This is a genomic window from Marinomonas sp. BSi20584, assembly GCF_002792415.1.
GTDB lineage: Bacteria > Pseudomonadota > Gammaproteobacteria > Pseudomonadales > Marinomonadaceae > Marinomonas > Marinomonas polaris.
On sequence record NZ_KZ454887.1, the window covers coordinates 38,979 to 61,203 of the forward strand.

Consider the following 22,225-nt stretch of genomic DNA (forward strand, 5'->3'; position numbering starts at 1 on the left):
CTTCGATGGTCCGCTATCGAAGCTTTTTCATATACACGCTATCTAAAAACAGCAAAATCGATTCAGGAACAATGTCTTACCTTTATGGTAAAAAAACATCGATGTAATAAAAAATAATAATCAAAAATATAAATAGTTTATTTTATAAACAATACTTCTCTTTAATAGTTTCATGAGGTATGTTTTAGAAAGGTCGAACTAAAAATAATAAACAAAGTGCCTAAAATCGATCTACACTTACGGAAATACAGTCGCCATCTTGTTGATAGAGAACTGATTCATCTTTAAGGAAAATACTGGCACCTAGTTGTTTGACAACGCGGAGGCCATCATGATTGAAAGCTTTTTGAATCAACTTTTACCGAAGATTTATAGTTGCGTACAGCACCCAAATCGATGGATAAGTATTCTTGATGAGCTACGTGAAAAGTTAGAAGTGGAAAGCATTGCTGCTCAAATACACGAACTATCGGACAACTCTAATCCATCTGAAATTTGGCTGATGCGCGATTCCCAGTCGACTATAAATGCAGACTTGCACGATAAATGGGTTAATAATTCTGATAATCCCCGTCTAGATTATGATTTTAGCGAATACCCAGCCATAATCCGCGATGAAGAGCTCTTCTCTGACTCCTGTCCACGATATATTGATTTCCAAGAGCGGCTCGCGAAGGCAGGATTAGGATTGGCGATTTCCCTAGAAATGAAAATTTCTCCTAATCGCTATCTCAACTTAATTGCTCACCGTAAACACGGTGATTTGCGCCTCTTTGACCACAACTGCGAATCATTACTTCAGCAACTTGCACCTCATATACAACAAACCATTCTTTTGTATGATCAATTTCAGACGCTATCGAGCAGCAATACTATTATTAAACAAATCGCAGATAAATTAACCACAGGGATCATGCTAATAAATCAGTATGGCAAAGTTAGCTGGTTTAATAGCAGTGCAGCTTCCATAATATCGGAATCAGATTACCTAGAATTGATAGATAACGAATTGCGCTTTGAACACAAGGCAGACAGAAACATTTTCATACAGCTATTGCGCCAAACACAATCGCCTACAGGAATAACATCTCACCCTCTTGCTAGAATTGGGGAGCATCAAACTAGTCCAATACAGTTGCTACTTACCCCTATTTTGTCTTCTATATCAGTCGGCCTGATACAATCCAAACAGCCTCTCACTTTTGCCCTATTTTTATCCAATAGCCATAATGAAGTGATACTTTCAGAGCAGAATATTGGTCGCTTATTCAGCCTTACACCTGCAGAAGTAAAACTAGCGAGCGCTTTAGCAAATGGTTTTTCGTTGACGGAATACGCTATAGAAAAAGGCATAACCGTTGGCACCGCACGAATCCAACTAAAAAGTATTTTTTCAAAAATGGGAGTCACCCGCCAACCAGAACTAGTAAAAATACTGTGGTCTTCAATACTTCCCCATGTAAGCCAACTAGAAAATACGCCTTTCTCACAAAAAATAAGCTAATGATAGTTTGGTCTATCCTATTTGGGATATGACAAGCTGAAGCGAACTGAGCATTATTTGTTTTATAGACAAACAATTGTCTAGATAAACTTTAATCAAAATGAGAGAGAGACAGACATGCAAACAAAAATAAAAAACATGCAATGTTTTATGGGCGCAAGCTTACTATCTTCAGTCGTTCTACTCCCAATAGCTGCACACGCAGCATCAGAAGTAGACCCAATGGTTGCGGGAATTGGTCCAGTATCTGAAGTTCCTATTGCCATCCAAAACTTACGCTGGGCAATGCTCGATGGCGATGTTAATACGCTAACATTTCGCTCAATGGATACGTTATTCACAACCCGCCAAGTTGGCCATTCAGGAAACGTCACCCCATTTGTTCACAATGATAAGCCACTAGATTTTACCTACGAGTATGAAGGTAACAACTATACACCAGAGCAATTCTTAGACAGAACCTATACCAATGCGATGATCATTATTAAAGACGACAAAGTCGTCTATGAAAACTATCGCAACAACAGCAACCAAGATACGCACTTCATGGCTTGGTCAATGACCAAATCTATGGTTTCTATCTTGGTTGGTGTTGCCCTTGAAGAAGGTCGTATTAAATCATTAGACGACGATATCACCACTTACCTACCTGAATTATCTGAAGGTGCCTATAAAGGCGTGACTATTCGTCAAATACTTGCTATGAAATCCGGTGTCGATTACGAAGAGCGTTATGACTTTGCCAATCCAGGCATAGCAGCTAAGAACCATATTTTGGCTTTAGTTAAAAACGTAGCGCGCTTTGTTGAGCCAGCAAAAACCATCAAGCGCCTTCATAAACCAGGTACTTTCTTAGCCTATAAAACCATCGATACGGCAGTGTTAGGCTTGTTGCTTGAACGTGTCAGCGATGGCAGTAATGTGGCCTCTTACATGCAGCAACATTTATGGGAGCCAATAGGTGCTGAATCAAATGGCTTCTTCATCATGGATGGACAGCCAGGTGTTGGACGAGAATTCACTGGCGCAGGCTTCAATGCAACCGTTCGTGATTTTGCTCGTGTGGGTCAAATGATGCTGCATAACGGCAAGATCAACGGCAAACAAATTGTTTCACCAGAATGGGTTAAATTATCAACAGCCCCGGTAGATAAAGAAGACCCTAAATTAGGTGGATACGGCTACCAATGGTGGACCATGCCAAATACAAATGCTTATTCAGCAATCGGCTTACAAGGTCAGTTCATTTACGTGAACCAAGATGAAAATACTGTCATTGTCAAAACGAGCTATTTCCCTCAAGACCAAATGGATGCAGCAGAAGCTGAAACACTAAACTTCTTTGATAAAGCAGCTAAATGGAAACCTGCTAATTAAACTGCATTTTTGATAGGCCTCCCTTTTATTAAGAAGTTATGATGAGAAACACTTCCTCATAGCTTCTTAATTTTTTAATTAGCTTTTCCTACCAAGCACCTTAAATTTTCATTTCATAACTACTCTTAAACCATTCAGACCAACCAAAAGCCTAGGCATAACCTATTTCAGGACGGAACAGCGAAGCAAAAAAAGCCCCCGATAGTTTCCTATCGGGGGCTTTCATATTAATTATGCAAATTCAGGAATTACTTACCTGTTGCGCGAGAAACGTAGTCGCCAGTACGAGTATCAACACGAAGAACTTCACCGATGTTGATAAACAGTGGTACACGAACCATAGCGCCAGTCACCAAGAAAGCAGGTTTAGAACCGCCGTTAGCCGTATCGCCTTTTACACCTGGATCCGTTTCTTTTACTTCCAGTTCGATGAAGTTAGGAGCAGCAACCGCCAATGGCGCACCGTTGTATAGAGTTACAACGTATTTTTCTTGCTCTTTCAGCCACTTAATCGTGTCGCCTACTGCTGTTTCATCTGCTGCGTGTTGTTCAAAAGAACCATCTACAGCCATGAAGTGCCAGAACTCGCCATCGGTGTACAAGTACTCCATATCGGTGTCCATTACGTCAGCTGTTTCTAGCGTATCACCAGATTTAAAAGTACGCTCCCAAACACGACCAGTTTTTAGGTTACGCAGCTTGATGCGGTTAAAGGCTTGGCCTTTACCTGGTTTAACGTGTTCGTTATCGATAATCGCACATGGATCGCCGTCGACCATTACTTTAGAACCGCTGCGCATTTCGCTGGTAGAAATATTAGCCATACATCCTCACAGTATATTTTTAGAGAAAAGGCTCTGACTGGCGTATCATGTCAGTCCCAAGATCTCTGCAAACTTCTTTTTATGTCATTTAGAACCGTTAAATAGACAAGTAAAAAGAGCGTTTGCAAAGATCTCTGAGAGCCACTGGCCGAGTAGGCCAAAATAAGTTGGCGCAATCATAACCCAAATGAACACAATTTTGCAGATATTTGACGTGATCCCTATTCAAACAAAGAACAATTTAAGCTGGTCGCAGCACCTGTCGCAGGCCCTAACCTCCTTACCAGAACTGGTTGAGCACTTAGGTCTGCCAAAAAGTCTTGCTCAACAAGGCATAGAAGCACATCAGAGCTTCAAATTACTGGTGCCGCGACCTTATTTGTCGCGCATTGAATATGGCAACCCTAACGATCCTCTGCTGCTGCAAATTCTGCCTAGTACAGCTGAAATGCAAAAAGTCGTGGGTTACACAAAAGACCCATTAGAAGAAGCCGAACACAATCCACAAAAAGCCATAGTGCATAAATACAAACGTCGTTTGTTGGTTATTACCACTGGCACTTGCGCAGTAAACTGTCGTTACTGTTTCCGTCGTCATTTTCCTTACGGTGACAATCAACTAGCGCAAGCGGAGTGGGACTCGGTAATCGACTATTTAAAAGCCCATCCTCAAATCAACGAAGTGATCTTAAGTGGCGGTGATCCTTTGATGATGAAAGACGCTTTACTCGCCGATAAAGTCCGCAAGCTTGATGCGTTGCCACAAATAAAACGCCTACGCATTCACTCGCGTTTGCCCGTGGTGATTCCATCTCGCGTTTGCGATGACATGCTAGCGTGGATCAAAGCAAGTCGTCTCGACATCGTGATGGTGTGGCATATTAATCATGCAAATGAAATGGACGAAGAGCTCGCTCAGGCAGCCTATAAGCTGAAAAGAACGGGCGTTACCTTGCTCAATCAAGGTGTTCTATTAAAAGGCGTCAACGATTCGGTAGAAGCTCAAGTCAATTTGAGCGAAGCTGTATTCGATGCTGGGATTTTGCCTTACTACATGTTCACGTTAGATCCAGTCGAAGGCGCGGCGCACTTTGATATTTCAATCGAAGATGCTCAACGCTTGATGGGAAAAGTGGCTGCCGAGCTGCCAGGTTATTTAGTCCCAAGGCTCGCCAAGGAGATCCCTGGCAAACCAGCGAAAAGCGTGTTTGCACCGATTTTCAATGAACTCGATAAGTAGCTTCTCGCCTTGTCATTCGTTTTATTTAGCGTTACCTGAGCAACGCAATTCGACCGACTTTTACTTGCTGACGTCGAATACTAACGTTCGGCGCTAGCTGGTATAAGTCGCCATTTCGACCGATTAACTGATCCGGCACATGGCTGAGTTTCGCCACGTCAGCGTTAGCATCCAAATGTTTCGGCTCGCCATGAACTGGAATCGCCAATTGCGGCTGCACCCAAGTATAAAGCTGTTTGAGTTCTTCGCGGCAAGGATGGCCACTCACATGAATGGTTAAGTCGGTTTCATGGGCTTGCAAGGTGCGGATTTTTCGACCTTTAAATTGCTCAGCTAATCTATCTATAGCTTGTTCGTTACCGGGAATACGCATAGAGCTAAAAATCACCAAATCGTCGGCTTCAAGACTCAAATCGAAGCAGTTATCTGCGGCGAGTCGATTCAAGGTCGCCCTTGGTTCCCCTTGGCTTCCAGTCACGACCGCCAATACTTCTTCCCTTGGTAAATAGCCAAGATGCGCGGCGTCGATAATCGGTAAATCATCTGGCCAATGGCCTGTCACCCTTGCAGCACTAACCATATTTGTCAGCGATCTTCCGATCAAGGCAAGATAACGACCAGTCTCTTTTGCGACTTGTCCCAATGCCACTAAACGAGCAACATTACTGCTGAAACAACCTACAACAACACGGTTCTTTTCTGCCTCAATAGTTTTTAACAAGCCCTGATAACAATCACTTTCAGATGGCGAGAAGCCATCTTTTAGCGCGTTCGTTGAATCGCACACCATGGCGAGAATGTTTTCTTTGGCTAACGCTTGAAAGGCTGCGGGAGAAAACGCATCACCCAAAATTGGCTTTTTATCGATTTTCCAATCACCCGTATGAAAGATACGTCCTGCAGGCGTGTCTATGGTCATCGCATAAGGCTCTGGAACAGAATGAGTCAATCCCAACCATTTGACATTAAACACGCCAATCTTTTTGGTTTCGTTTTCTTTCACTTCTATAATCGGCACTTGGTCGGTCAAACCCACTTGAACCAACTTACGACGCAAAACCTCTGCGGTAAAAGCCGTGGTGTAAACCGGACATTTGAAACGTCGCCACAAAAAAGGCAAAGCCCCCACATGATCTTCATGGGCGTGAGTAATGACGATGCCGGCTAAACGTTCTTTTTGTTCGGCAATAAAACTAGGATCAGCGCAAACGATTTCGGAGGTACGCAGGTCATCAGGCGTCAATGGCTCGTTAAAGGAAACGCCGCAATCGACCATCAACCATTGCCCGTCATGGCCATAAAGGTTCATGTTCATACCGATCTCGCCTGTGCCACCTAAAGGCAAAAACCATAAATCCTCTTGTGAGGGAATCAAAGATGAAATAACGCACTCCTTGTAAATACAGACTGGATATTAGTCAATTCTCTCTATGGTACGCATTTTTCATGGATATCCCAGCGTGCTCGTAACGATTGGATAAAAGAAGCCCAAAATAAAAAACCTCTTTCTATTTTTGAGGTAAAAAGAGGTTTTCTCGAGATAAAAAAATAAGAACTATGAAGTAATAAAGAGCTGTGCACGACCTCATGATCGAAGACTAGCAGCAGTCGTGCAAAGGTATCTATAGAACTTCGTCACCATTCGCTATCACAGTATCACGCACAATTTGAGTGTATTCCACGGCTTCTTTAATAATCGCAGCTTCATCTACGGTGAGTATTTTCTTGTCTTCCATAAGGATTTTGCCGTCAACTATACTGTGTCGAACATCGCTAGGATAAGCAGAATAAACCAAGGCAGAGTAAGGATTATACATAGGTACCATATGCGGAGCCTTGGTATCCACGACGATAATATCTGCTAATTTTCCAACTTCTAATGAACCAACACGATCTTCCATATGCAGCGCTTTTGCTGCACCCATGGTTGCCATATCAATGACTTTAATAGGTGGCATAGCCGCACGATCTTGGTTAACCAATTTATGGACTTTAGCTACCTGCCCAAACTCAGCAATAGTACTTAGATTATTGCCAGACATTGGGCCATCAGTCCCTAAGCCAATTCTCACGCCTTCGTCATACATTTTTAGAGCAGGCGAAACACCTTTCGCCGACTTGATATTTGCGCTCATGTTATGCGCCACGCCCATGCCACTTTCTTTAACAAGCTCAATATCATGATCGTCTACTAGAATCATATGAGCGCCAACTAAGTGATCATTCAAAGCACCAATATCATGCATATATTGAACAGGGCTTTTACCGTCAGCTCGCTCGGCAATTTTTTCTTGCTCGGTGTGAGATTCGGCTAAATGGATCAGCACTGGCACGTTTTTCTCTTTGGATAATTCAGCTACTCGCTGCAACACTTCAGTGGTGTTTGTATAAGGAGCATGAGGCGCAAACGCTGGTGTGATACGCGGATGGTCTTTGTATTCTTCAATGAATCTTAACGCGTAGTTAATACCTTCTTCGGCGTTTTTAGCATCTGCAACAGGAAACTTAATCACAGTCTCACCAAGCACAGCACGCATGCCGATTTGATCAACGGTTTTGGCGACTTCATCTTCAAAATAATACATATCGGCGTAGGTAGTAACACCGCCACGCAACATCTCGACATTGCCAAGATTAGCGCCAATACGCACCATATCACGGGTAATTAGCTTGTTTTCCAGAGGGAAAATATAACGATGCAAACGGTCTGGCACATCATCTGCTAAAGAACGTAAAACCGCCATAGATACGTGGGTATGAGTATTTATTAAGCCTGGCATTACGATATCGCCTTGCACATCCAACACTTTTTTCGCATCAAATTGAGCTGCTAATGACGCATCACCTACAGCGAAAATTTTATTTCCTTTAATCGCAACAACACCATGGTGATATAGCGTTTTACTGTTATCCATAGTCAAAACGGTAGCGTCTTTGATCAACAAATCAACAGACTCGGCGCTCCATGATGGCGCTGAAAAAGTCGTCGTGGCTAATACTGCCAATAAGACACTTTTTTTAAACTGCATTCGATTGTCCTTTATTAGATAATGTTCCGAATAGGTCGCTTTTTGACAGCGACATTGCTTAATAATACCTGCATGTTTTATTCCAACACAGAAACATGTTTAAAATTTAGGATTTAAAATTGAACATCTCAACTAAGCTTCAAAACGGTCTTGGCAAAGCCATAACCTACTTTATTTTACTGTCTTGCATGGCAATTTTTATCATCTATCTTGTTCAGCGCTTTGGGACGCAATACGCCGAAGACAAAATTCAAGAACAGCTTAATCAATCTGGTTTAGCGCCTTTTGTCCATTATGAAAGCATTCACCTTGATCCATTCACTCTGACGCCCTCCCTGGAAAATGTCAGCTTTGGTAATGAAAATGCACATTGGCTACGCTTCGCTAGAATTTCGTTTAATAGCTACCCAATCAAATACCCTGATTTAGATGTAGAATTTTGGATACAAGAAAGCCCAATCGGCAGCTTATCCCGTGATACACGAAATCTAATGCGTGCAGGTGGAATTGAAACCTTACTTGGTAAAGGCTCTTTTACTTCCAAGATTGAGGGTGAAAAAGTCTCGTCTCAATTCAAACTAGACATAAAGGGTATTGGCAAGCTAGATCTGTCTTCTAAAATCAACGTATTGGATCATGGCATCGTCATGTCTGATCTACGTTCTGACGTACTAGCATCGTTTGCATTAGGCCAGCCTGAAGCGCTACCCATCATCTATGGTGACGCCATTGAATTGCATTCTTTAGAGGTGAAATACGAAGAATCAGGATTAATCACTCATCTGTTTCCTCAATCGGCTGTTTTGCGAGATTCACCAGAAAATCAGTCGAACAGTCTGAGATACGCAAGCCAAGCATTGGGGCTTGCACCAGCAGATTCGGAAGAAGCGAAACACGTTGCCGAAACATTATTAACGTTTTTAATGCAGCCTGAAAAACTGAGCCTAACTATGCAACCTTCTTCGGCTCTCAGTCTAAAAGAGCTAGTGTTAATGGCAAACAAAGGTACGCTTTATAAAGACAGTAAAATGACGTTACTGAACAATTAGCAAGGCGCTACTATATTAACAAGACTCTATTTTACAGCCCAAGTGTCTCCACGCATGGGCTGTAAAAACCATCAAAAATCTAAAAAGGATTAAACATTTCCCGATAAGACTGATTAGACGTTGCTCTGGCAATACCTTTCACCATCCTAAAAATCGACCAAATCCAAACACAAAACAACAAAATATAGCCGATAAAAAATAACGTCAGTATCACGCCAATAACGCTCCAAAAGATCCCCCACCAAAAAGTACCAATGATATTGGCGTAATGATCTTCAAAGAATGTTCCCCGGGCCTCGTCTGCTTTTACCATGGCCCAAATGGCACCAATAAACCAAAAGACACCCGTGAATATGCCTAACAACATAAAAACATAGGCAATCACCACATTACTTTTTGCGTTTTCCTCTCGTGGCGTTAACGGTCTAAGACGATTATCTGGTTCAAATCCGGACATATATAAACACTCCGTTATTCAATAAAAATTTGTCTAATAAGCATAATGGGGATGCTTTTAAAATTATCGCCCTCTTCTTATCCAGTTTTATGATTTCTTTTCAATACGAATGCTTGTAACGTGTTCTTTCCCCACTCTGTTTTTCACTCATACTGCCTAGGAATACCATGACAAATGTGACGATTTTAGTCGATGTTCAAAATGTCTATTACACCACGAGACAAGCGTTTGGACGCTCTTTCGACTACAACACTTTTTGGCAACAAGCGACTGAAGGTCGAAATGTCGTAAAGGCCATCGCTTACGCCATAGACAGAGGCGATGAGAAACAACGACAATTTCAAAATATCCTACGAGCGATTGGCTTTGAAGTGAAATTGAAACCCTTCATTCAACGCTCGGATGGCTCAGCAAAAGGCGACTGGGATGTGGGTATTGCTATCGATGGCATAGAGCATGGTAAAGACAGCGATGTCCTTGTTTTGCTTTCTGGCGATGGCGACTTCGATATTCTCGCTAAAACACTCAGGGAAAAATACCAAACTAAAGTAGAAGTCTATGGCGTTGAATCCTTAACTGCACAGTCATTAATCAATGCTGCTGATTCTTTCACCGCCATCGGTAACAAATTGTTACTTAAATAGATCAAACTAGTCTATATTTTTAAGAGAGAATATGTCCCCTTAAGAATCCTTACTGATTATTTTATATACAGAAAGTGACGAAATGACGACTCAAACAAACTTCTTATTATTGGAAACAAGAGACACCCTGCATAAGTGGCTGAGCCTAGTCACGGGTGTCATCATGATCTTTTACTGCTTTCTTAATGTCGTCATCTTAAACCAAATTACTATTGGCATTATTGATGCTGTTTTTGGCCTAATAAATTTGTATTTTTTTAGAGCGGCTCAGCTAGAAAAAACAAAAAAATGGCATACCTACATGCTAACTTTCTCAATCACAGCTGCTGTCATTTATGCTTTTTATTTTGCAGATCTAAGAGCTGGCTCTATTTACTGGTTTCTTGTCTTACCACCGCTATATTGCCTACTTGCAGGTCCAAAACTTGGACTTTTCTATACTATTCTCTTGTCCATACCAGCTCTTGCTATTTTATTCATTAAATCCGATACAGAGAGTTTCATCCCCTATCGATCTGTTCTTAACTTCGTATTAGCCTACTTTTTGTCCTACGCCATTTGCTATTTATATGAAACTCAATATGCAAAAAGCAGCCTACTCCTAGAAAAAATGGCCTTCCAAGACCCACTAACGGGTGCGCAAAATCGTCACGCGTTAAGACTTTTTTTTGATCACTTCAATAAAGCAGCGGTAGACCCTTTTCAGGAAAAAGAGCAAGAAGAAACCCGCCTGCTGATTATAGATATCGATCATTTTAAAAGCGTCAATGATGAGTTTGGGCATGATGTTGGCGATTCAGTACTAATTGAAATGACTGAACTACTACACTATTGTATAAACAATGATCATGTATATCGTATTGGCGGAGAAGAGTTTCTTATTGTCTTAAATAATTACACCCAAACTCAAGCATTTGATTTTGCGGAAACTATTCGCAAAACGGTAGAAAACTCTATTTTTAGAACTCATCAACAAAACATCAAAATCACCGTGAGCATTGGCATAGCACAACTCAACAAAGGGCAATCTTTTAGAGAGTTTTTACGCGTCGCTGATAAAAACCTATACACAGCTAAAAACGAAGGACGCAACTTAGTACATTATGGATCGATAAATGTTACCGAGGCGGTTTAAGAACACACCTTATAACTGACCATTATTTACTTCCATTGCTCTTAAGTTGAATCATCAATGAGTACACGTCGTTACCCACATTCCTCTGTGTCACCAGAAGAATTCCACAAATGGCTCAGCACGTTAATTTGTGTTTTGAATAGCGTCTACTTTGTGCTCAATATGATCACATTGCAGAAACTTGGGCTTGGCACGATGCAGCTCGCTGTCGCTACCTTTGCTGGCTTTTGTCTTTATAAGTCATCCAATGGTTTTTATCGACCTTGGCACAGCTACGCTCTTCTCATCTCCTTAACCATAAATATTCTTCTGTCGATTGCGGTCATGGACCTTGTAGCCGGAGCAACCTATTGGGGATTAGCTTTACCTTTTTGGTACTACAGTTTATTTGGCTTGAGAAAAGGTTTCATTTTTAGCGCCATTATTGTGCTATCAGCTGCGATGGTTATATTCTTTCGTACTGACACTCAAGTCTTCATGCCTTATAGAACGATATTCAACTTTACTCTAGTGTATTGCTCTATTTGGCTCGTTTGTCATATTTACGAAGTGCAACGCCAAAAAACCAGTGAGTTCCTCCACTCACTTGCCTTACAAGACGATTTAACCAACCTTAAAAATCGTCATGCTTTAAAAGCTGATTTCCAAGCTTTCCAACATAGTTTTGAAAGTATGCACATGCTTATCATTGATATTGATCACTTCAAAAATATCAATGATAAATACGGTCATGATATTGGTGACTCTGTACTTATAAAGGTTGCCGATGCCTTGATGCAATCTATTCACACCAAAGAAATATACCGTTTAGGCGGAGAAGAGTTCGTCATTCTATTCAAGAATATCAATGATAAGGAAGCGTTTAGACAAGCGGAAAAAGTCAGAAAGGCGGTAGAACTAGGGATATTCTTCAGTCATAACGAACCAATCAAATTAACTGTGAGTATTGGGATTAGCTCATTACGGCCGGAGCATGAATTTACCGATTTCCTTCGCGCTGCCGATCAAAAACTCTACCAAGCAAAACGTGAGGGCAGGAATAGAGTCTGCGCTTAGCTGCTAAAAGTTTCCAAAAACAACGCTTCAACCTTTTCTCTGGCCCAAGGGGTTTTACGCAGAAATTTCAAGCTAGACTTCACTGAAGGATCACTTTTAAAACAATTAATATTGATACGAATCGACAACTCCTCCCAACCGTAATGCTCCACCAGATCCGTGACAACCTTCTCTAGTTTCACACCATGCAAGGGGTTATTAACTTGTGTTCCGACCATGTCTGTTTATTCCTATGACTCAATTAGCTATTTAGCCGAAAGTATACAGCAAGCCGAAAAAAGCCGCTTAAAGATATTGCGGCTAATTCCAGCTTCGTGCTGGTCTCGCTTCTAATAACTAATCAGTTAATGGAACCCAAAGGCCATTATTTTGGCTCGAATAAACGGTAGCTGTGATAAATCGCATTCCATGTAACCCCGTTGCCAGTGTTGGTAAATTAGGATTCGTGGTTGATGTGAGAAGTTGCTCGGCAAACTCGCGATATAAATTCGCAAACGCCTCTAAATAACCTTCAGGATGACCAGACGGAATACGAGAAACCAATGTGGCCGCCTCGCTCAAATAGCTATTGCCTCGACGAAGGCGTTGGCTTGGTTCACCTAACACAGAATAAATCAGCTCATTAGGTGATTCCTGATGCCACTCGATGCCGGCTTTATCGCCATAAATCCGCAACGACAAGGCATTCTCATTGCCAGGAGCCACTTGGCTCGCCCACAAATGACCTTTAGCTCCGTTTTCATAGCGCAACAGAATATTCGCGTCATCGTCCAAAGCTCGCCCTTCAACCCAGCTGGATAAATCCGCCAAAACTTCTTTACCCTGAGTATTACCAACAAAACACGCCAATTGATAAGCATGGCTGCCGATGTCCCCCATACAGCCCGCAATACCAGATTGCTCAGGATCAGATCGCCAAGTAGCTTGTTTGTTGCCCGTTTTCTCTAACGGTTCCGTCAACCAGTCTTGTACGTATTCCACTTGAATAGAACGTATGTTGCCCAACTTACCAGCTTTCACCATGGCTCGTGCCTCGCGTACCATAGGATAAGCAGAATAGTTATGGGTTAATAAAAACTGCGCTTGGCTATCTTCAGCAGCCTGATAAAGTGCTTTTGCTTGCTCCAGAGTTGCTGTCAGTGGCTTATCACAAATCACATGAATACCGCGTTTCAAAAACGCCATCGCCACTGGTGCATGCAAATGGTTGGGGGTCACTATGGACACCACTTCGATGCCATCTTCTCGCTCACTTTCCTGACGCGCCATTTCTTCAAAGTCCACATAAGATCGAGCCAATCCTAACTCCTTAGCGGATCGTTCGGCTTTCTCCTGTTGACTTGATAAGGCTCCCGCCACCAATTCATAGTGGTCATCAAGGCGAGCGGCAAAACGATGCACTTCACCTATAAAAGCACCTTCGCCACCACCTACCATACCAAGACGCAAACGGCGTTTGCTTGCTTCAGCCATAATATTACTCCAACCCCAACATACGACGATTCGCCAGTGCATCCACCCCGCTGTCAGCAAAATCATCAAAGGCTTTATCGGTCACTCGGATAATAAAGTCTTGAATATGTTGCGCGCCCTCGCGAGCCCCATCTTCAGGGTGTTTCAAACAACATTCCCATTCCAATACCGCCCAGCCTGCAAAATCATAGGCGGTGAGCTTGGAGAAAATGCCTTTAAAATCCACCTGTCCATCGCCGATAGAACGAAAACGCCCAGGACGATCTACCCAATTTTGGAAACCACCATAAACACCACATTTACCATTCAAATTCAGTTCCGCGTCTTTCACATGGAACATCTTGATGCGGTCATGGTAGTGATCGATAAAGGCCAGATAGTCCAAATGCTGTAACACGAAGTGGCTCGGATCATAAAGAATGTTCGCCCGTTGATGATGATCAACTTCATCAAGAAAGCGCTCAAAGGTCACGCCGTCATGAAGGTCTTCACCGGGATGAATTTCATAACAAAGATCCACGCCAGCCTCATCAAATGCCTCTAGAATAGGCTTCCAACGTCTGCCCAGCTCTGAAAACGCTTCTTCAACTAAGCCCGCTGGGCGCTGTGGCCAAGGGTAAAAATACGGCCATGCTAATGCGCCGGAAAAGGTCGCATGAGCATTTAGACCAAGACGTTTTGACGCCTTGGCGGCCATTTTCAATTGTTCCACTGCCCACGCTTGGCGAGCATCCGGATTACCTCTTACGCTCGGATCGGCAAAGCCATCAAACGCCTCGTTATAAGCTGGATGCACCGCCACCAGCTGACCTTGTAAATGCGTGGATAATTCCGATATCACCACGCCATGCTTTGCCGCCGTAGCAATTAGCTCGTCACAATAGTCTTGGCTATTTGCGGCGCGCTCGAGATCCATCAAGCGCTTATCCCAAGTGGGAACTTGCACGCCTTTGTAACCCAATGAGGCAACCCAACCACAAATCCCGTCGAAACTATTGAAAGGTGCTTCATCGCCCACAAACTGGGCAAGGAAAATCGCTGGTCCTTGTATCGTCTTCATAATGTCCTCCTAAAAACAGGCTGCAAGCAAGGCTTTAGCGGCCTCTGGGTCAAGTGCGCGAGGACGATCACAATGGGTAGTCATTTTGATGGATTGTCCACTCTCTCCTGACGCCAAAATTGCCGTCATCACTTCCACCCCATGCAAGGCTCTATCAAGAGAACACATGTGGTCTCGTTCCATATGTATTGCCATGACCATTTCTGCTAAACCCGCAGTACGATAATTGGCTTTTGCTAGCTCGCCATGGATTTGATTTGTCACACCAAACGGGTGATCCCACATTTTTAGCGGTGTTTCACGACCTTCTTGAATAAGAGAAACTTTGCCACCGAAATAGTTAGGATCAGGCAGATACATAGAGCCTTTACTGCCGTACAGCTCCATACTGGAATGTTGATGCGCTTGCACATCCCAACTTGCGCCCAGCGTAATCATGGCTCCATTTTTAAAGCTCAAAATGGCATGAATAGTGGTTGGCGTTTCTACGTCTATCATATCGCCAGATCTTGGCTGACTGGTGATTTTACGTTGCTTACGTGGAATCGATGTTTTGGCAATCACAGACTCCACAGGTCCTAATAGTTGAATCAAGTTAGCAATGTAATATGGTCCCAAATCAAGAATCGGACCGCCGCCAGCCTTAAAGAAAAAGTCCGGATTAGGGTGCCAGCTCTCCATTCCAGCACTCATTACATGACACGTACCTGAATACACCTCACCTATTTCACCTTGATCCAATAAGTGTCGAGCAAATTGATGAGATCCCCCCATAAAAGTATCTGGTGCACTACCTACCTTTAGCCCCTTCTCTAGTGAAAGCGCTTTCATTTTTAAGCCTTCTTCAAGACTCAAAACCAAAGGTTTTTCTGAATAAACATGCTTACCTGCTTCAAGTGCCTTCATGCTCACTGCATAATGCGCAGCAGGAATCGTCAAATTAACAATAATATCAATATCTTGAGAAGCCAATAATGCTTCAACACTACGTGCTTCAACACCGTACTTTTGCGCCTTCGTTGCTGCTAACTCAGCGTTTAAATCAGCACAAGCTACAATCTTAAAACCACAGAATTGCGGAGCTAAAGAAAAATAACTGTCCGAAATATTGCCGCAGCCAATCAGCCCAACCTTCAAAATGGTTTTCATACTGTCGCTCCTTTTAGTAAGGCTTTTGCTCCTGTTAACGCACGATTAGCGAAACGAGATAAATCATTCGGATTATCATGCTCCATTACAAAAGCACTAGCTGGTGTTGAACGCACAACAGGCCACCATTCACGCCAAGGCAAGACACCATAAGTAAAGTCAGCCCAACCGTCTTCATCTTGGCATTCCCCTTCAGAAGCAATATCTTTTAAATGCACACCACAAATACGGTCACGATACTTAGTTAGCCATTCAATCGGGTCTTGTCCGCCTTTGACCACCCAAGACACATCCATCTCCCATTTAATATTCGGGCCGCCTTCTAGAATCTGCGTCATGGGCAAAGAACCATCGGCTAAAGCCTCAAATTCAAAGTTGTGGTTATGCCAACCAAATTCAAAACCAGCATTGATGGTTTTTTCTCTAATGGCTTCTAGCCGCTGTCCCAACTCAAACCAACCTTGCGCATTGTCAGGACGTTGATCTGGCAAAATATAAGGACAAATAATGGTGTGCATATTCAGGGTTTTAGCGATATACAAAGCCTGCTGAATATTGTTTTCCAACATGGTTAAATCAAAATGCCCAGTTGGCATAGTTAATTGATGTTTTTCTAATAAGCTTTTTAATTCATCCAATTGACCATACAAACCACCATAGCCTTCCACTTGCTGATAACCAGCTTGGTGTAAAAGAGCAAAAACCTCATCGAGAGATTTAGTATTACGGGCACTATAAAGCTGAAATGAAAATTCGTTCATATCGTTTCCTTTTTATTTTTATTGCCAGGACTGTTGGCTTAAAGCCGCACTTCGCTTTGCTTCGAAAAGAGATGAGCTTTTTTGGGATCAAGATAAATATCGACTTCCTCATCCCATCTAAGCTGATGATCTCCATGAACTTTTACTGACCATTTACGGCCCATAAAATCAAACCAAACAATGGTTTCATCGCCCATTGGTTCAATAATATCGATACTGACTGATGCCAATTTCACATAACCATCACGAGGTTCAAGAGCCAAATGTTCTGGCCGAATTCCTAAGTAAGCAGACGTATCATGATCCCCTTGATTGATAAATTCGTAGCCCATTAAATTGACGCGATAATCATGATAAACAAAGTTTTCACCAACAATACGGCCTTCTAAAAGGTTCATACTCGGCGAACCAATAAATTGCGCGACAAAAAGATTACACGGCTTATGGTAAATATCCGCTGGAGAACTAAGCTGCTGGATTTCGCCGTCTTTCATGATGGCAATTCGATCTGCCAAAGTAAGCGCTTCTACCTGATCGTGAGTCACATACACCATGGTATTTTTAAGCTTTTGATGCAGGCGTTTTATTTCTACCCGCAAATCCGCTCGCAACTTAGCATCCAAATTAGACAAAGGCTCATCGAATAAGAAAACCTCCACATCTCGCACTAACGCTCGACCTATCGCCACCCGTTGGCGCTGACCACCAGACAGTTCTGATGGTTTACGATCTAATAATGGCTCGATCTGCAGAATTTTCGCCGCACGATCCACTCGTTCACGAATCTCATCTTTTGCCATGCCTTTCACCTTTAAGCCAAAAGACAAATTCTTTTCCACTGTCATCTGTGGGTACAAAGCATAAGACTGAAAAACCATGCCGATTCCACGATCTTTAGGCTCTTCCCAAGTCACGTTACGATCGTTAATCCAAATCTGCCCAGCGGAGATATCCAACAAGCCAGCAATACAATTGAGCAAAGTAGATTTACCGCAGCCAGATGACCCAAGCAGAACCAAAAACTCGCCCTTTTTAATATCAAGATTAAGCTGCTTCAAAACATGCGCGTCTTGATACTTAAGATCCAACTCTTTAATAGATATACTGTTCATCGCCTTACCCCTTCACCGCGCCAGCCGCTATGCCACGCACAAAATATTTGCCAGACAACAAATAAATAGCCAGCGGTACTAACGCTGTAAGAATCGTCGCCGCCATATTCACGTTGTATTCACGTACGCCAAATGTCGTGGCCACAATATTGTTTAATTGCACTGTCATTGGCAGGTTCTCTCGACCGGCAAAAATCAGCCCCAATAAGTAATCATTCCAAATTCCCGTGGTCTGTAAAATCACCGCGACAACCGTTACAGGAATAGATAGCGGCATCATGATTTGAAAAAAAATCTGCCAAAAATTCGCACCATCCACTCGTGCTGCTTTAAACAATTCATCCGGTAACGATGAAAAATAGTTACGGAATAACAAGGTCATGATTGGCATACCAAAAATGGTGTGAATCAAAATAATCCCCGTCAAAGAACCATAAAGCCCTACTTCACGAAGGAAAATAATCAGCGGAAAGATCACTACTTGAAAAGGCACAAAGGCCCCGAACAGTAGTAGACCAAACAGCAAATTAGATCCCTTGAAGCGCCAGAATGACAAAGCATAACCATTGATCGAACCGAGGATGATAGATATCGCCACACTTGGAATCGTAATCTTTACCGAGTTCCAGAAACCCGTTTGTATGCCATTACACTCCACCCCAGAGCAGGCCTCACCCCACGCTTTGACCCATGCGGCAAAACTAGGATCTGCTGGCAAAGAGAAAAGCTCCCCAAGGCGGATCTCAGGCATTCCCTTCAGCGAAGTAATCAACATCACATACAAGGGGATACAAAAGAAAATCGCCGCACTAAACAAAAATGCATAAACACCAAATCGTGAGACGGTTGTCTTCTTTGGCTTTGGCCCATGTGGGCCAGTTAATTGAATCTGTTCCATGATCGACTCCTAATGTTTCGCTGGACGAACATATTCGCGATAAATCCAAGGACCAATGACCAAGAGTACTGGAAGCAACATCATGGTCGCCGCTGCCATCCCTAAGCCCACATTGCCTCGCGCCGTAATATGATCAATAACAAACTTCGCAGGCATTTCAGTCGACATACCTGGGCCGCCACCGGTTTGCGCGACAATAAGGTCATAAACCCGCACCACGCCCACAGCAAGCAACACCACAGAGGTAATCATCACAGGTCGCATCATCGGAAGAACAATAAAGAGGTAAGTTTTCCAAGTGGGAATCCCGTCCACACGAGCCGCTTTCCAAATTTCGCCATCGATACCGCGTAATCCAGCCAGCATCAAGGCCATCACTAGCCCAGATGATTGCCACACGGCAGCGATCAGTACACCATAAATGGCATACTGTGGATCGACCAAAGGCGCAAATTCGAAAGACTCCCACCCCATGCGTTGAACCACATTTTGAAGACCAAGAGAAGGTTCCATCATCCATTGCCAGACCAGACCAGTCACTACTAAGGACATAGCATAGGGATAAAGGAATAAGGTGCGAAAACCACTTTCAAAACGTACTTTCTGATCTAGAAAGACCGCCATAAAAAAGCCCGAGATTAAACACAAGGCAATAAATAGCACCCCGTACAAAAATAAGTTTTCGACTGATACTACCCACCGAGACGTTCCCCATAGTCGCTCGTACTGGTCTAATCCGACCCAATTAAAGTTTGGAAACAAGCGTGATTTCGTGAACGAAAGCATCACCGAATAACCGACACAAACCACAAATACGCCAATTGCAACAATCGCCATGGGCGCACTTGCTAATAACGAAGAAATTTGAATTCGTTTCGTACGTCGCGGGGTCGATACTTTTGCTGTATTAGCCATAGTCTCTTCCATCTTAAACTCCTTTTGAAACACAAGAATTGACCGCCAGTACTGCATCTTCAGCACTAAATACTAGAGAAAACTGGTGGTTATTCTGATTATCGAAGGTTACTCAGCGTCTTCGATGATGCCTTTGAAAATGCTAAGTGCATTGTCGACAGACATACTTGGCTCGTTCCAGAAAGTAGAAACTAGATCTTGAACCTGCCCATTCGTATCTTCCGTAATGTAATTATTTGCAGGTGTGATAGTAGCTTTGGGGTCATCCAACAAAGCGAGACCTTTTTTCATACATGCATCGGCTACATCTAAATCGACATCCGCGCGCACAGGCAAGGAGCCTTTAGTATTATTAAATTTTGCTTGAATAGTTGGACTCAACATCATAGAAGCTAACTTCATTTGTGCCGCTTCAAGGTTTTTATCAGAGGATTTAGGGAAGATAAATGCATCACCCCCAAGAGTAAGAGAAGGACGTTTTGCGGGTCCAGGAATACAACCGTAATCCACTTCGGCGACTTTTCCTGCCGCAGCAAACTCACCACGAGCCCAGTCCCCCATTACTTGTGCAGCGGCTTTGCCAGTGATAACCATATTAGTGGCATCATTCCAGTTTCGACCAGGTGCACCTGCATCCGTAAACTGACGTAAAGCTCCGAAGGTTTCAAATACCTTGCGCATTTTATCGCTGCTAGCAGCCTTGGGGTCCTTATCTTTCCATACACTATTCCAGAATTTTTCGTCTGTCATACCAATCATCACCACATCAAAAACATGGCGCTCTTGCCAACCTTGTCCACCAAATGCCAAAGGAATATAGCCTGCCGCTTGGATCTTAGGGGCAACCGTTAAAAACTCTTCCCATGTATGCGGCTCTTTCACTCCCACATCAGCAAAGACTTTCTTATTCGTCCAAAGCCATTGATTAGAGTGAATATTGACGGGCACACAATAAATGCCGCCGTCTTTCATACAGGGGTTTAAAATACTGGAAGGACGAATAAAATTCTTCCAGCCTTCTTTTTCCGCAACCGGAGTGAGATCAAGGAGAAGACCTTCTTCAATCAATTCTTCGAACTGACGAGAGGTATTGAATTGTGCGGCACCAGGTGCATCACCACCAAGAATACGCTGCATAGTAAGTGATCGTGCATTTTCGCCCAATGCAACAGCCGTATCGACCCATTTATCGTTACCGAGTTTGTTATATTCTTCAGCTAACACAGTAACGGCTTTTTGCTCACCACCTGATGTCCACCAATGAATCACTTCCACATCAGCTGCTTGCACCGATGCACTCATAAAACCTGCCCCTATTGTGGCAGCAAACAGTTTTTTACCCATCATATTATTTTTATCCTCTATTGGGTTTTTGTCCTCAAAACTCTCTCTCGAAAGGCTTGAGCTGAAAATGGTAAAACTTGAAATGAAACCGCTTTCATGAACAAATATTAGACAATAAAAGATCCCCGTCAATACTTTTTACTTATTTGTTTTGAGGGCAACTAAGTCAAACTAAGCAGATTGACGAACAATTAACTCAGGGAAAAAAGTCGTTTTTAAAGGGAAATGAGCACCATAAACGCTGTTTAAAAGCAGATATGCGGTGGCTTCAGCCATATCATATAAAGGCAATTTTATGGTGGTAATACTTGGGGAATAATACTTAGACATATCAAGGTCATCAAAACCTATTATGGCAATATCTTCGGGAACCTTAACACCATGCTCGGCGCATACATGCAGTGCTCCCATCGCCATAATATCATTAGCAAAAAAGATCGCTGTTGGTTTATCTTCTCGCTCTAAAATAGATTGCATATGAGTCATGCCAGAATTCGCACTAAAGTTACCTTCAAGTTGAAAATGCAGGGCAATATCTGCTTTTTGTAGCGCTTTTTGGCAGCCTAAATAACGCTGGTACGCATCATGTTTCCATAATGGGCCAGTGACAGTCGCAATTTTTTTATGGCCTTTATCAATAAGATATTGGGTCGCCATTTCACCACCCGCAAAATTATCGAAAGAAATACTATGACCGTCGTCACCAGGAAAATGTTGGTTTAAAACAAAAACAGGGCAACGCTTATTAATAACCGCAATTTCCTCTTCTGACATAAAGTTTGTCAGTACAACCAAGGCATCAACTTGACGTTTAATCAAAAAATCGACGGCTTCACGTTCGCCTTCTAACGATCCGTTACCACTGGCGATAATCACATGACGATCACCACCTCGCAAGGCTTTTTCAACCCCACTCGCAGCAGGGCCGTAGTAAGCGGTATCAATGCGAGATGCAACCAAACCAATGGTATAGGTTTTGTTACTAGCAAGTGAACGAGCCGCCTGATTAGGGCTATAAGAGAGTGTATTAATAGCATCCAACACCCGAGATTTTGTCTCGTCTTTGACTGGCGTGGTGCCACTCAACACTCGAGAAACCGTGGCTTTAGAAACGCCTGCAAGTGTGGCAACTTGAGTAATGGTGCTCATTGTTTTTTTCAAGCTAATACCCTAGGAAAAGAAAACGCTAAAGATTTAT

The 22,225-nt window shown here is 42.9% G+C and carries 21 protein-coding genes; 7 read left to right on the forward strand and 14 right to left on the reverse strand.

What is annotated here, in order from left to right:
- Positions 1-331 precede the first annotated feature (331 nt).
- Both TY87_RS16640 and TY87_RS16645 read left to right on the forward strand, forming a co-directional pair.
- Positions 332-1,504, forward strand: coding sequence for a helix-turn-helix transcriptional regulator (locus TY87_RS16640; RefSeq protein ID WP_100187928.1), 1,173 nt, complete (start codon positions 332-334; stop codon positions 1,502-1,504).
- A 117-nt stretch (positions 1,505-1,621) separates the two neighbouring features.
- The gene (locus TY87_RS16645) at positions 1,622-2,881 is read left to right on the forward strand and encodes a serine hydrolase domain-containing protein (protein ID WP_100187929.1); all 1,260 of its coding nucleotides are present in this window, start codon (positions 1,622-1,624) and stop codon (positions 2,879-2,881) included.
- 248 nt (positions 2,882-3,129) lie between these two features.
- Here TY87_RS16645 and efp read toward each other — a convergent pair whose 3' ends face one another.
- Entirely contained in the window at positions 3,130-3,705 is a 576-nt protein-coding gene (gene efp / locus TY87_RS16650; protein ID WP_072840388.1) for an elongation factor P, read from the reverse strand.
- A gap of 214 nt (positions 3,706-3,919) precedes the next feature.
- On the opposite strand from efp, the gene epmB reads away from it, so the two are divergent.
- Positions 3,920-4,945: an EF-P beta-lysylation protein EpmB gene (gene epmB, locus TY87_RS16655; RefSeq protein ID WP_100187971.1), complete on the forward strand. Its 1,026-nt coding sequence runs from the start codon at positions 3,920-3,922 to the stop codon at positions 4,943-4,945.
- A 31-nt stretch (positions 4,946-4,976) separates the two neighbouring features.
- Here the strand turns inward: epmB and TY87_RS16660 are convergent, their stop codons facing one another.
- Together TY87_RS16660 and TY87_RS16665 are read right to left on the reverse strand one after the other, a co-directional pair.
- Positions 4,977-6,260, reverse strand: coding sequence for a ribonuclease J (locus TY87_RS16660; RefSeq protein ID WP_232617165.1), 1,284 nt, complete (start codon positions 6,258-6,260; stop codon positions 4,977-4,979).
- 307 nt (positions 6,261-6,567) lie between these two features.
- Positions 6,568-7,974, reverse strand: coding sequence for an amidohydrolase (locus tag TY87_RS16665; RefSeq protein WP_100187930.1), 1,407 nt, complete (start codon positions 7,972-7,974; stop codon positions 6,568-6,570).
- A gap of 119 nt (positions 7,975-8,093) precedes the next feature.
- Here TY87_RS16665 and TY87_RS16670 point away from each other — a divergent pair, with 119 nt between their 5' ends.
- The gene (locus tag TY87_RS16670) at positions 8,094-9,023 is read left to right on the forward strand and encodes a hypothetical protein (RefSeq protein ID WP_100187931.1); all 930 of its coding nucleotides are present in this window, start codon (positions 8,094-8,096) and stop codon (positions 9,021-9,023) included.
- Between the two features lie 79 nt (positions 9,024-9,102).
- Here the strand turns inward: TY87_RS16670 and TY87_RS16675 are convergent, their stop codons facing one another.
- Positions 9,103-9,480, reverse strand: coding sequence for a DUF4870 family protein (locus tag TY87_RS16675; protein WP_072840392.1), 378 nt, complete (start codon positions 9,478-9,480; stop codon positions 9,103-9,105).
- Positions 9,481-9,647: 167 nt separating this feature from the next.
- Here TY87_RS16675 and TY87_RS16680 point away from each other — a divergent pair, with 167 nt between their 5' ends.
- The 3 genes from TY87_RS16680 to TY87_RS16690 all read left to right on the forward strand — a co-directional run bounded on the left by TY87_RS16680 (position 9,648) and on the right by TY87_RS16690 (position 12,315).
- Entirely contained in the window at positions 9,648-10,124 is a 477-nt protein-coding gene (locus TY87_RS16680; RefSeq protein ID WP_072840393.1) for a LabA-like NYN domain-containing protein, read from the forward strand.
- Positions 10,125-10,206: 82 nt separating this feature from the next.
- Positions 10,207-11,259 (forward strand): GGDEF domain-containing protein, encoded by a 1,053-nt coding sequence (locus TY87_RS16685; RefSeq protein ID WP_232617166.1) that lies wholly within the window; start codon positions 10,207-10,209, stop codon positions 11,257-11,259.
- A gap of 57 nt (positions 11,260-11,316) precedes the next feature.
- Positions 11,317-12,315, forward strand: coding sequence for a GGDEF domain-containing protein (locus TY87_RS16690; protein WP_100187932.1), 999 nt, complete (start codon positions 11,317-11,319; stop codon positions 12,313-12,315).
- On the opposite strand, the gene TY87_RS16695 is transcribed toward TY87_RS16690, so the two are convergent.
- From TY87_RS16695 to TY87_RS16740, 10 genes are all read right to left on the reverse strand, one after another.
- Positions 12,312-12,533 carry a VF530 family protein gene (locus TY87_RS16695; protein ID WP_072840395.1) on the reverse strand — a complete coding sequence of 74 codons (222 nt, stop codon included), beginning with the start codon at positions 12,531-12,533 and terminating at the stop codon, positions 12,312-12,314. The two genes, TY87_RS16690 and TY87_RS16695, sit on opposite strands and share 4 nt — an antisense overlap.
- Positions 12,534-12,651: 118 nt before the next feature.
- On the reverse strand, positions 12,652-13,788 hold the full coding sequence (locus TY87_RS16700) for a Gfo/Idh/MocA family protein (RefSeq protein ID WP_100187933.1): 1,137 nt from the start codon (positions 13,786-13,788) through the stop codon (positions 12,652-12,654).
- A 4-nt stretch (positions 13,789-13,792) separates the two neighbouring features.
- Complete coding sequence (locus TY87_RS16705; protein WP_100187934.1) at positions 13,793-14,848, reverse strand: sugar phosphate isomerase/epimerase family protein; 1,056 nt, start codon at positions 14,846-14,848, stop codon at positions 13,793-13,795.
- A gap of 9 nt (positions 14,849-14,857) precedes the next feature.
- Complete coding sequence (locus TY87_RS16710; protein WP_100187935.1) at positions 14,858-15,997, reverse strand: Gfo/Idh/MocA family protein; 1,140 nt, start codon at positions 15,995-15,997, stop codon at positions 14,858-14,860.
- Complete coding sequence (locus tag TY87_RS16715; RefSeq protein ID WP_100187936.1) at positions 15,994-16,758, reverse strand: sugar phosphate isomerase/epimerase family protein; 765 nt, start codon at positions 16,756-16,758, stop codon at positions 15,994-15,996. Before TY87_RS16715 ends, TY87_RS16710 begins: the two co-directional genes overlap by 4 nt.
- A 38-nt stretch (positions 16,759-16,796) precedes the next feature.
- Positions 16,797-17,870, reverse strand: a complete 1,074-nt coding sequence (locus TY87_RS16720; protein WP_100187937.1) for an ABC transporter ATP-binding protein — start codon at positions 17,868-17,870, stop codon at positions 16,797-16,799.
- A gap of 4 nt (positions 17,871-17,874) precedes the next feature.
- Positions 17,875-18,768, reverse strand: coding sequence for a carbohydrate ABC transporter permease (locus TY87_RS16725; protein ID WP_012068603.1), 894 nt, complete (start codon positions 18,766-18,768; stop codon positions 17,875-17,877).
- A 9-nt stretch (positions 18,769-18,777) separates the two neighbouring features.
- Positions 18,778-19,695 (reverse strand): carbohydrate ABC transporter permease, encoded by a 918-nt coding sequence (locus TY87_RS16730; RefSeq protein ID WP_100187938.1) that lies wholly within the window; start codon positions 19,693-19,695, stop codon positions 18,778-18,780.
- Between the two features lie 96 nt (positions 19,696-19,791).
- Positions 19,792-21,030: an ABC transporter substrate-binding protein gene (locus tag TY87_RS16735; RefSeq protein ID WP_100187939.1), complete on the reverse strand. Its 1,239-nt coding sequence runs from the start codon at positions 21,028-21,030 to the stop codon at positions 19,792-19,794.
- Between the two features lie 168 nt (positions 21,031-21,198).
- Positions 21,199-22,188: a LacI family DNA-binding transcriptional regulator gene (locus TY87_RS16740; protein WP_084122458.1), complete on the reverse strand. Its 990-nt coding sequence runs from the start codon at positions 22,186-22,188 to the stop codon at positions 21,199-21,201.
- Positions 22,189-22,225 lie beyond the last annotated feature (37 nt).

Coding starts and splice junctions, on each gene's coding strand:
- TY87_RS16645 (WP_100187929.1), top strand. CDS start 1,622: ATGCAAACAAAAATAAAAAACATGCAATGTTTTATGGGCGCAAGCTTA.
- TY87_RS16705 (WP_100187934.1), bottom strand. CDS start 14,848: ATGAAGACGATACAAGGACCAGCGATTTTCCTTGCCCAGTTTGTGGGC.
- efp (WP_072840388.1), bottom strand. CDS start 3,705: ATGGCTAATATTTCTACCAGCGAAATGCGCAGCGGTTCTAAAGTAATG.
- TY87_RS16700 (WP_100187933.1), bottom strand. CDS start 13,788: ATGGCTGAAGCAAGCAAACGCCGTTTGCGTCTTGGTATGGTAGGTGGT.
- TY87_RS16660 (WP_232617165.1), bottom strand. CDS start 6,260: ATGAACATGAACCTTTATGGCCATGACGGGCAATGGTTGATGGTCGAT.
- TY87_RS16720 (WP_100187937.1), bottom strand. CDS start 17,870: ATGAACAGTATATCTATTAAAGAGTTGGATCTTAAGTATCAAGACGCG.
- TY87_RS16725 (WP_012068603.1), bottom strand. CDS start 18,768: ATGGAACAGATTCAATTAACTGGCCCACATGGGCCAAAGCCAAAGAAG.
- TY87_RS16675 (WP_072840392.1), bottom strand. CDS start 9,480: ATGTCCGGATTTGAACCAGATAATCGTCTTAGACCGTTAACGCCACGA.
- TY87_RS16685 (WP_232617166.1), top strand. CDS start 10,207: ATGACGACTCAAACAAACTTCTTATTATTGGAAACAAGAGACACCCTG.
- TY87_RS16640 (WP_100187928.1), top strand. CDS start 332: ATGATTGAAAGCTTTTTGAATCAACTTTTACCGAAGATTTATAGTTGC.
- TY87_RS16735 (WP_100187939.1), bottom strand. CDS start 21,030: ATGATGGGTAAAAAACTGTTTGCTGCCACAATAGGGGCAGGTTTTATG.
- TY87_RS16715 (WP_100187936.1), bottom strand. CDS start 16,758: ATGAACGAATTTTCATTTCAGCTTTATAGTGCCCGTAATACTAAATCT.
- TY87_RS16665 (WP_100187930.1), bottom strand. CDS start 7,974: ATGCAGTTTAAAAAAAGTGTCTTATTGGCAGTATTAGCCACGACGACT.
- TY87_RS16710 (WP_100187935.1), bottom strand. CDS start 15,997: ATGAAAACCATTTTGAAGGTTGGGCTGATTGGCTGCGGCAATATTTCG.
- TY87_RS16680 (WP_072840393.1), top strand. CDS start 9,648: ATGACAAATGTGACGATTTTAGTCGATGTTCAAAATGTCTATTACACC.
- TY87_RS16695 (WP_072840395.1), bottom strand. CDS start 12,533: ATGGTCGGAACACAAGTTAATAACCCCTTGCATGGTGTGAAACTAGAG.
- TY87_RS16690 (WP_100187932.1), top strand. CDS start 11,317: ATGAGTACACGTCGTTACCCACATTCCTCTGTGTCACCAGAAGAATTC.
- TY87_RS16730 (WP_100187938.1), bottom strand. CDS start 19,695: ATGGAAGAGACTATGGCTAATACAGCAAAAGTATCGACCCCGCGACGT.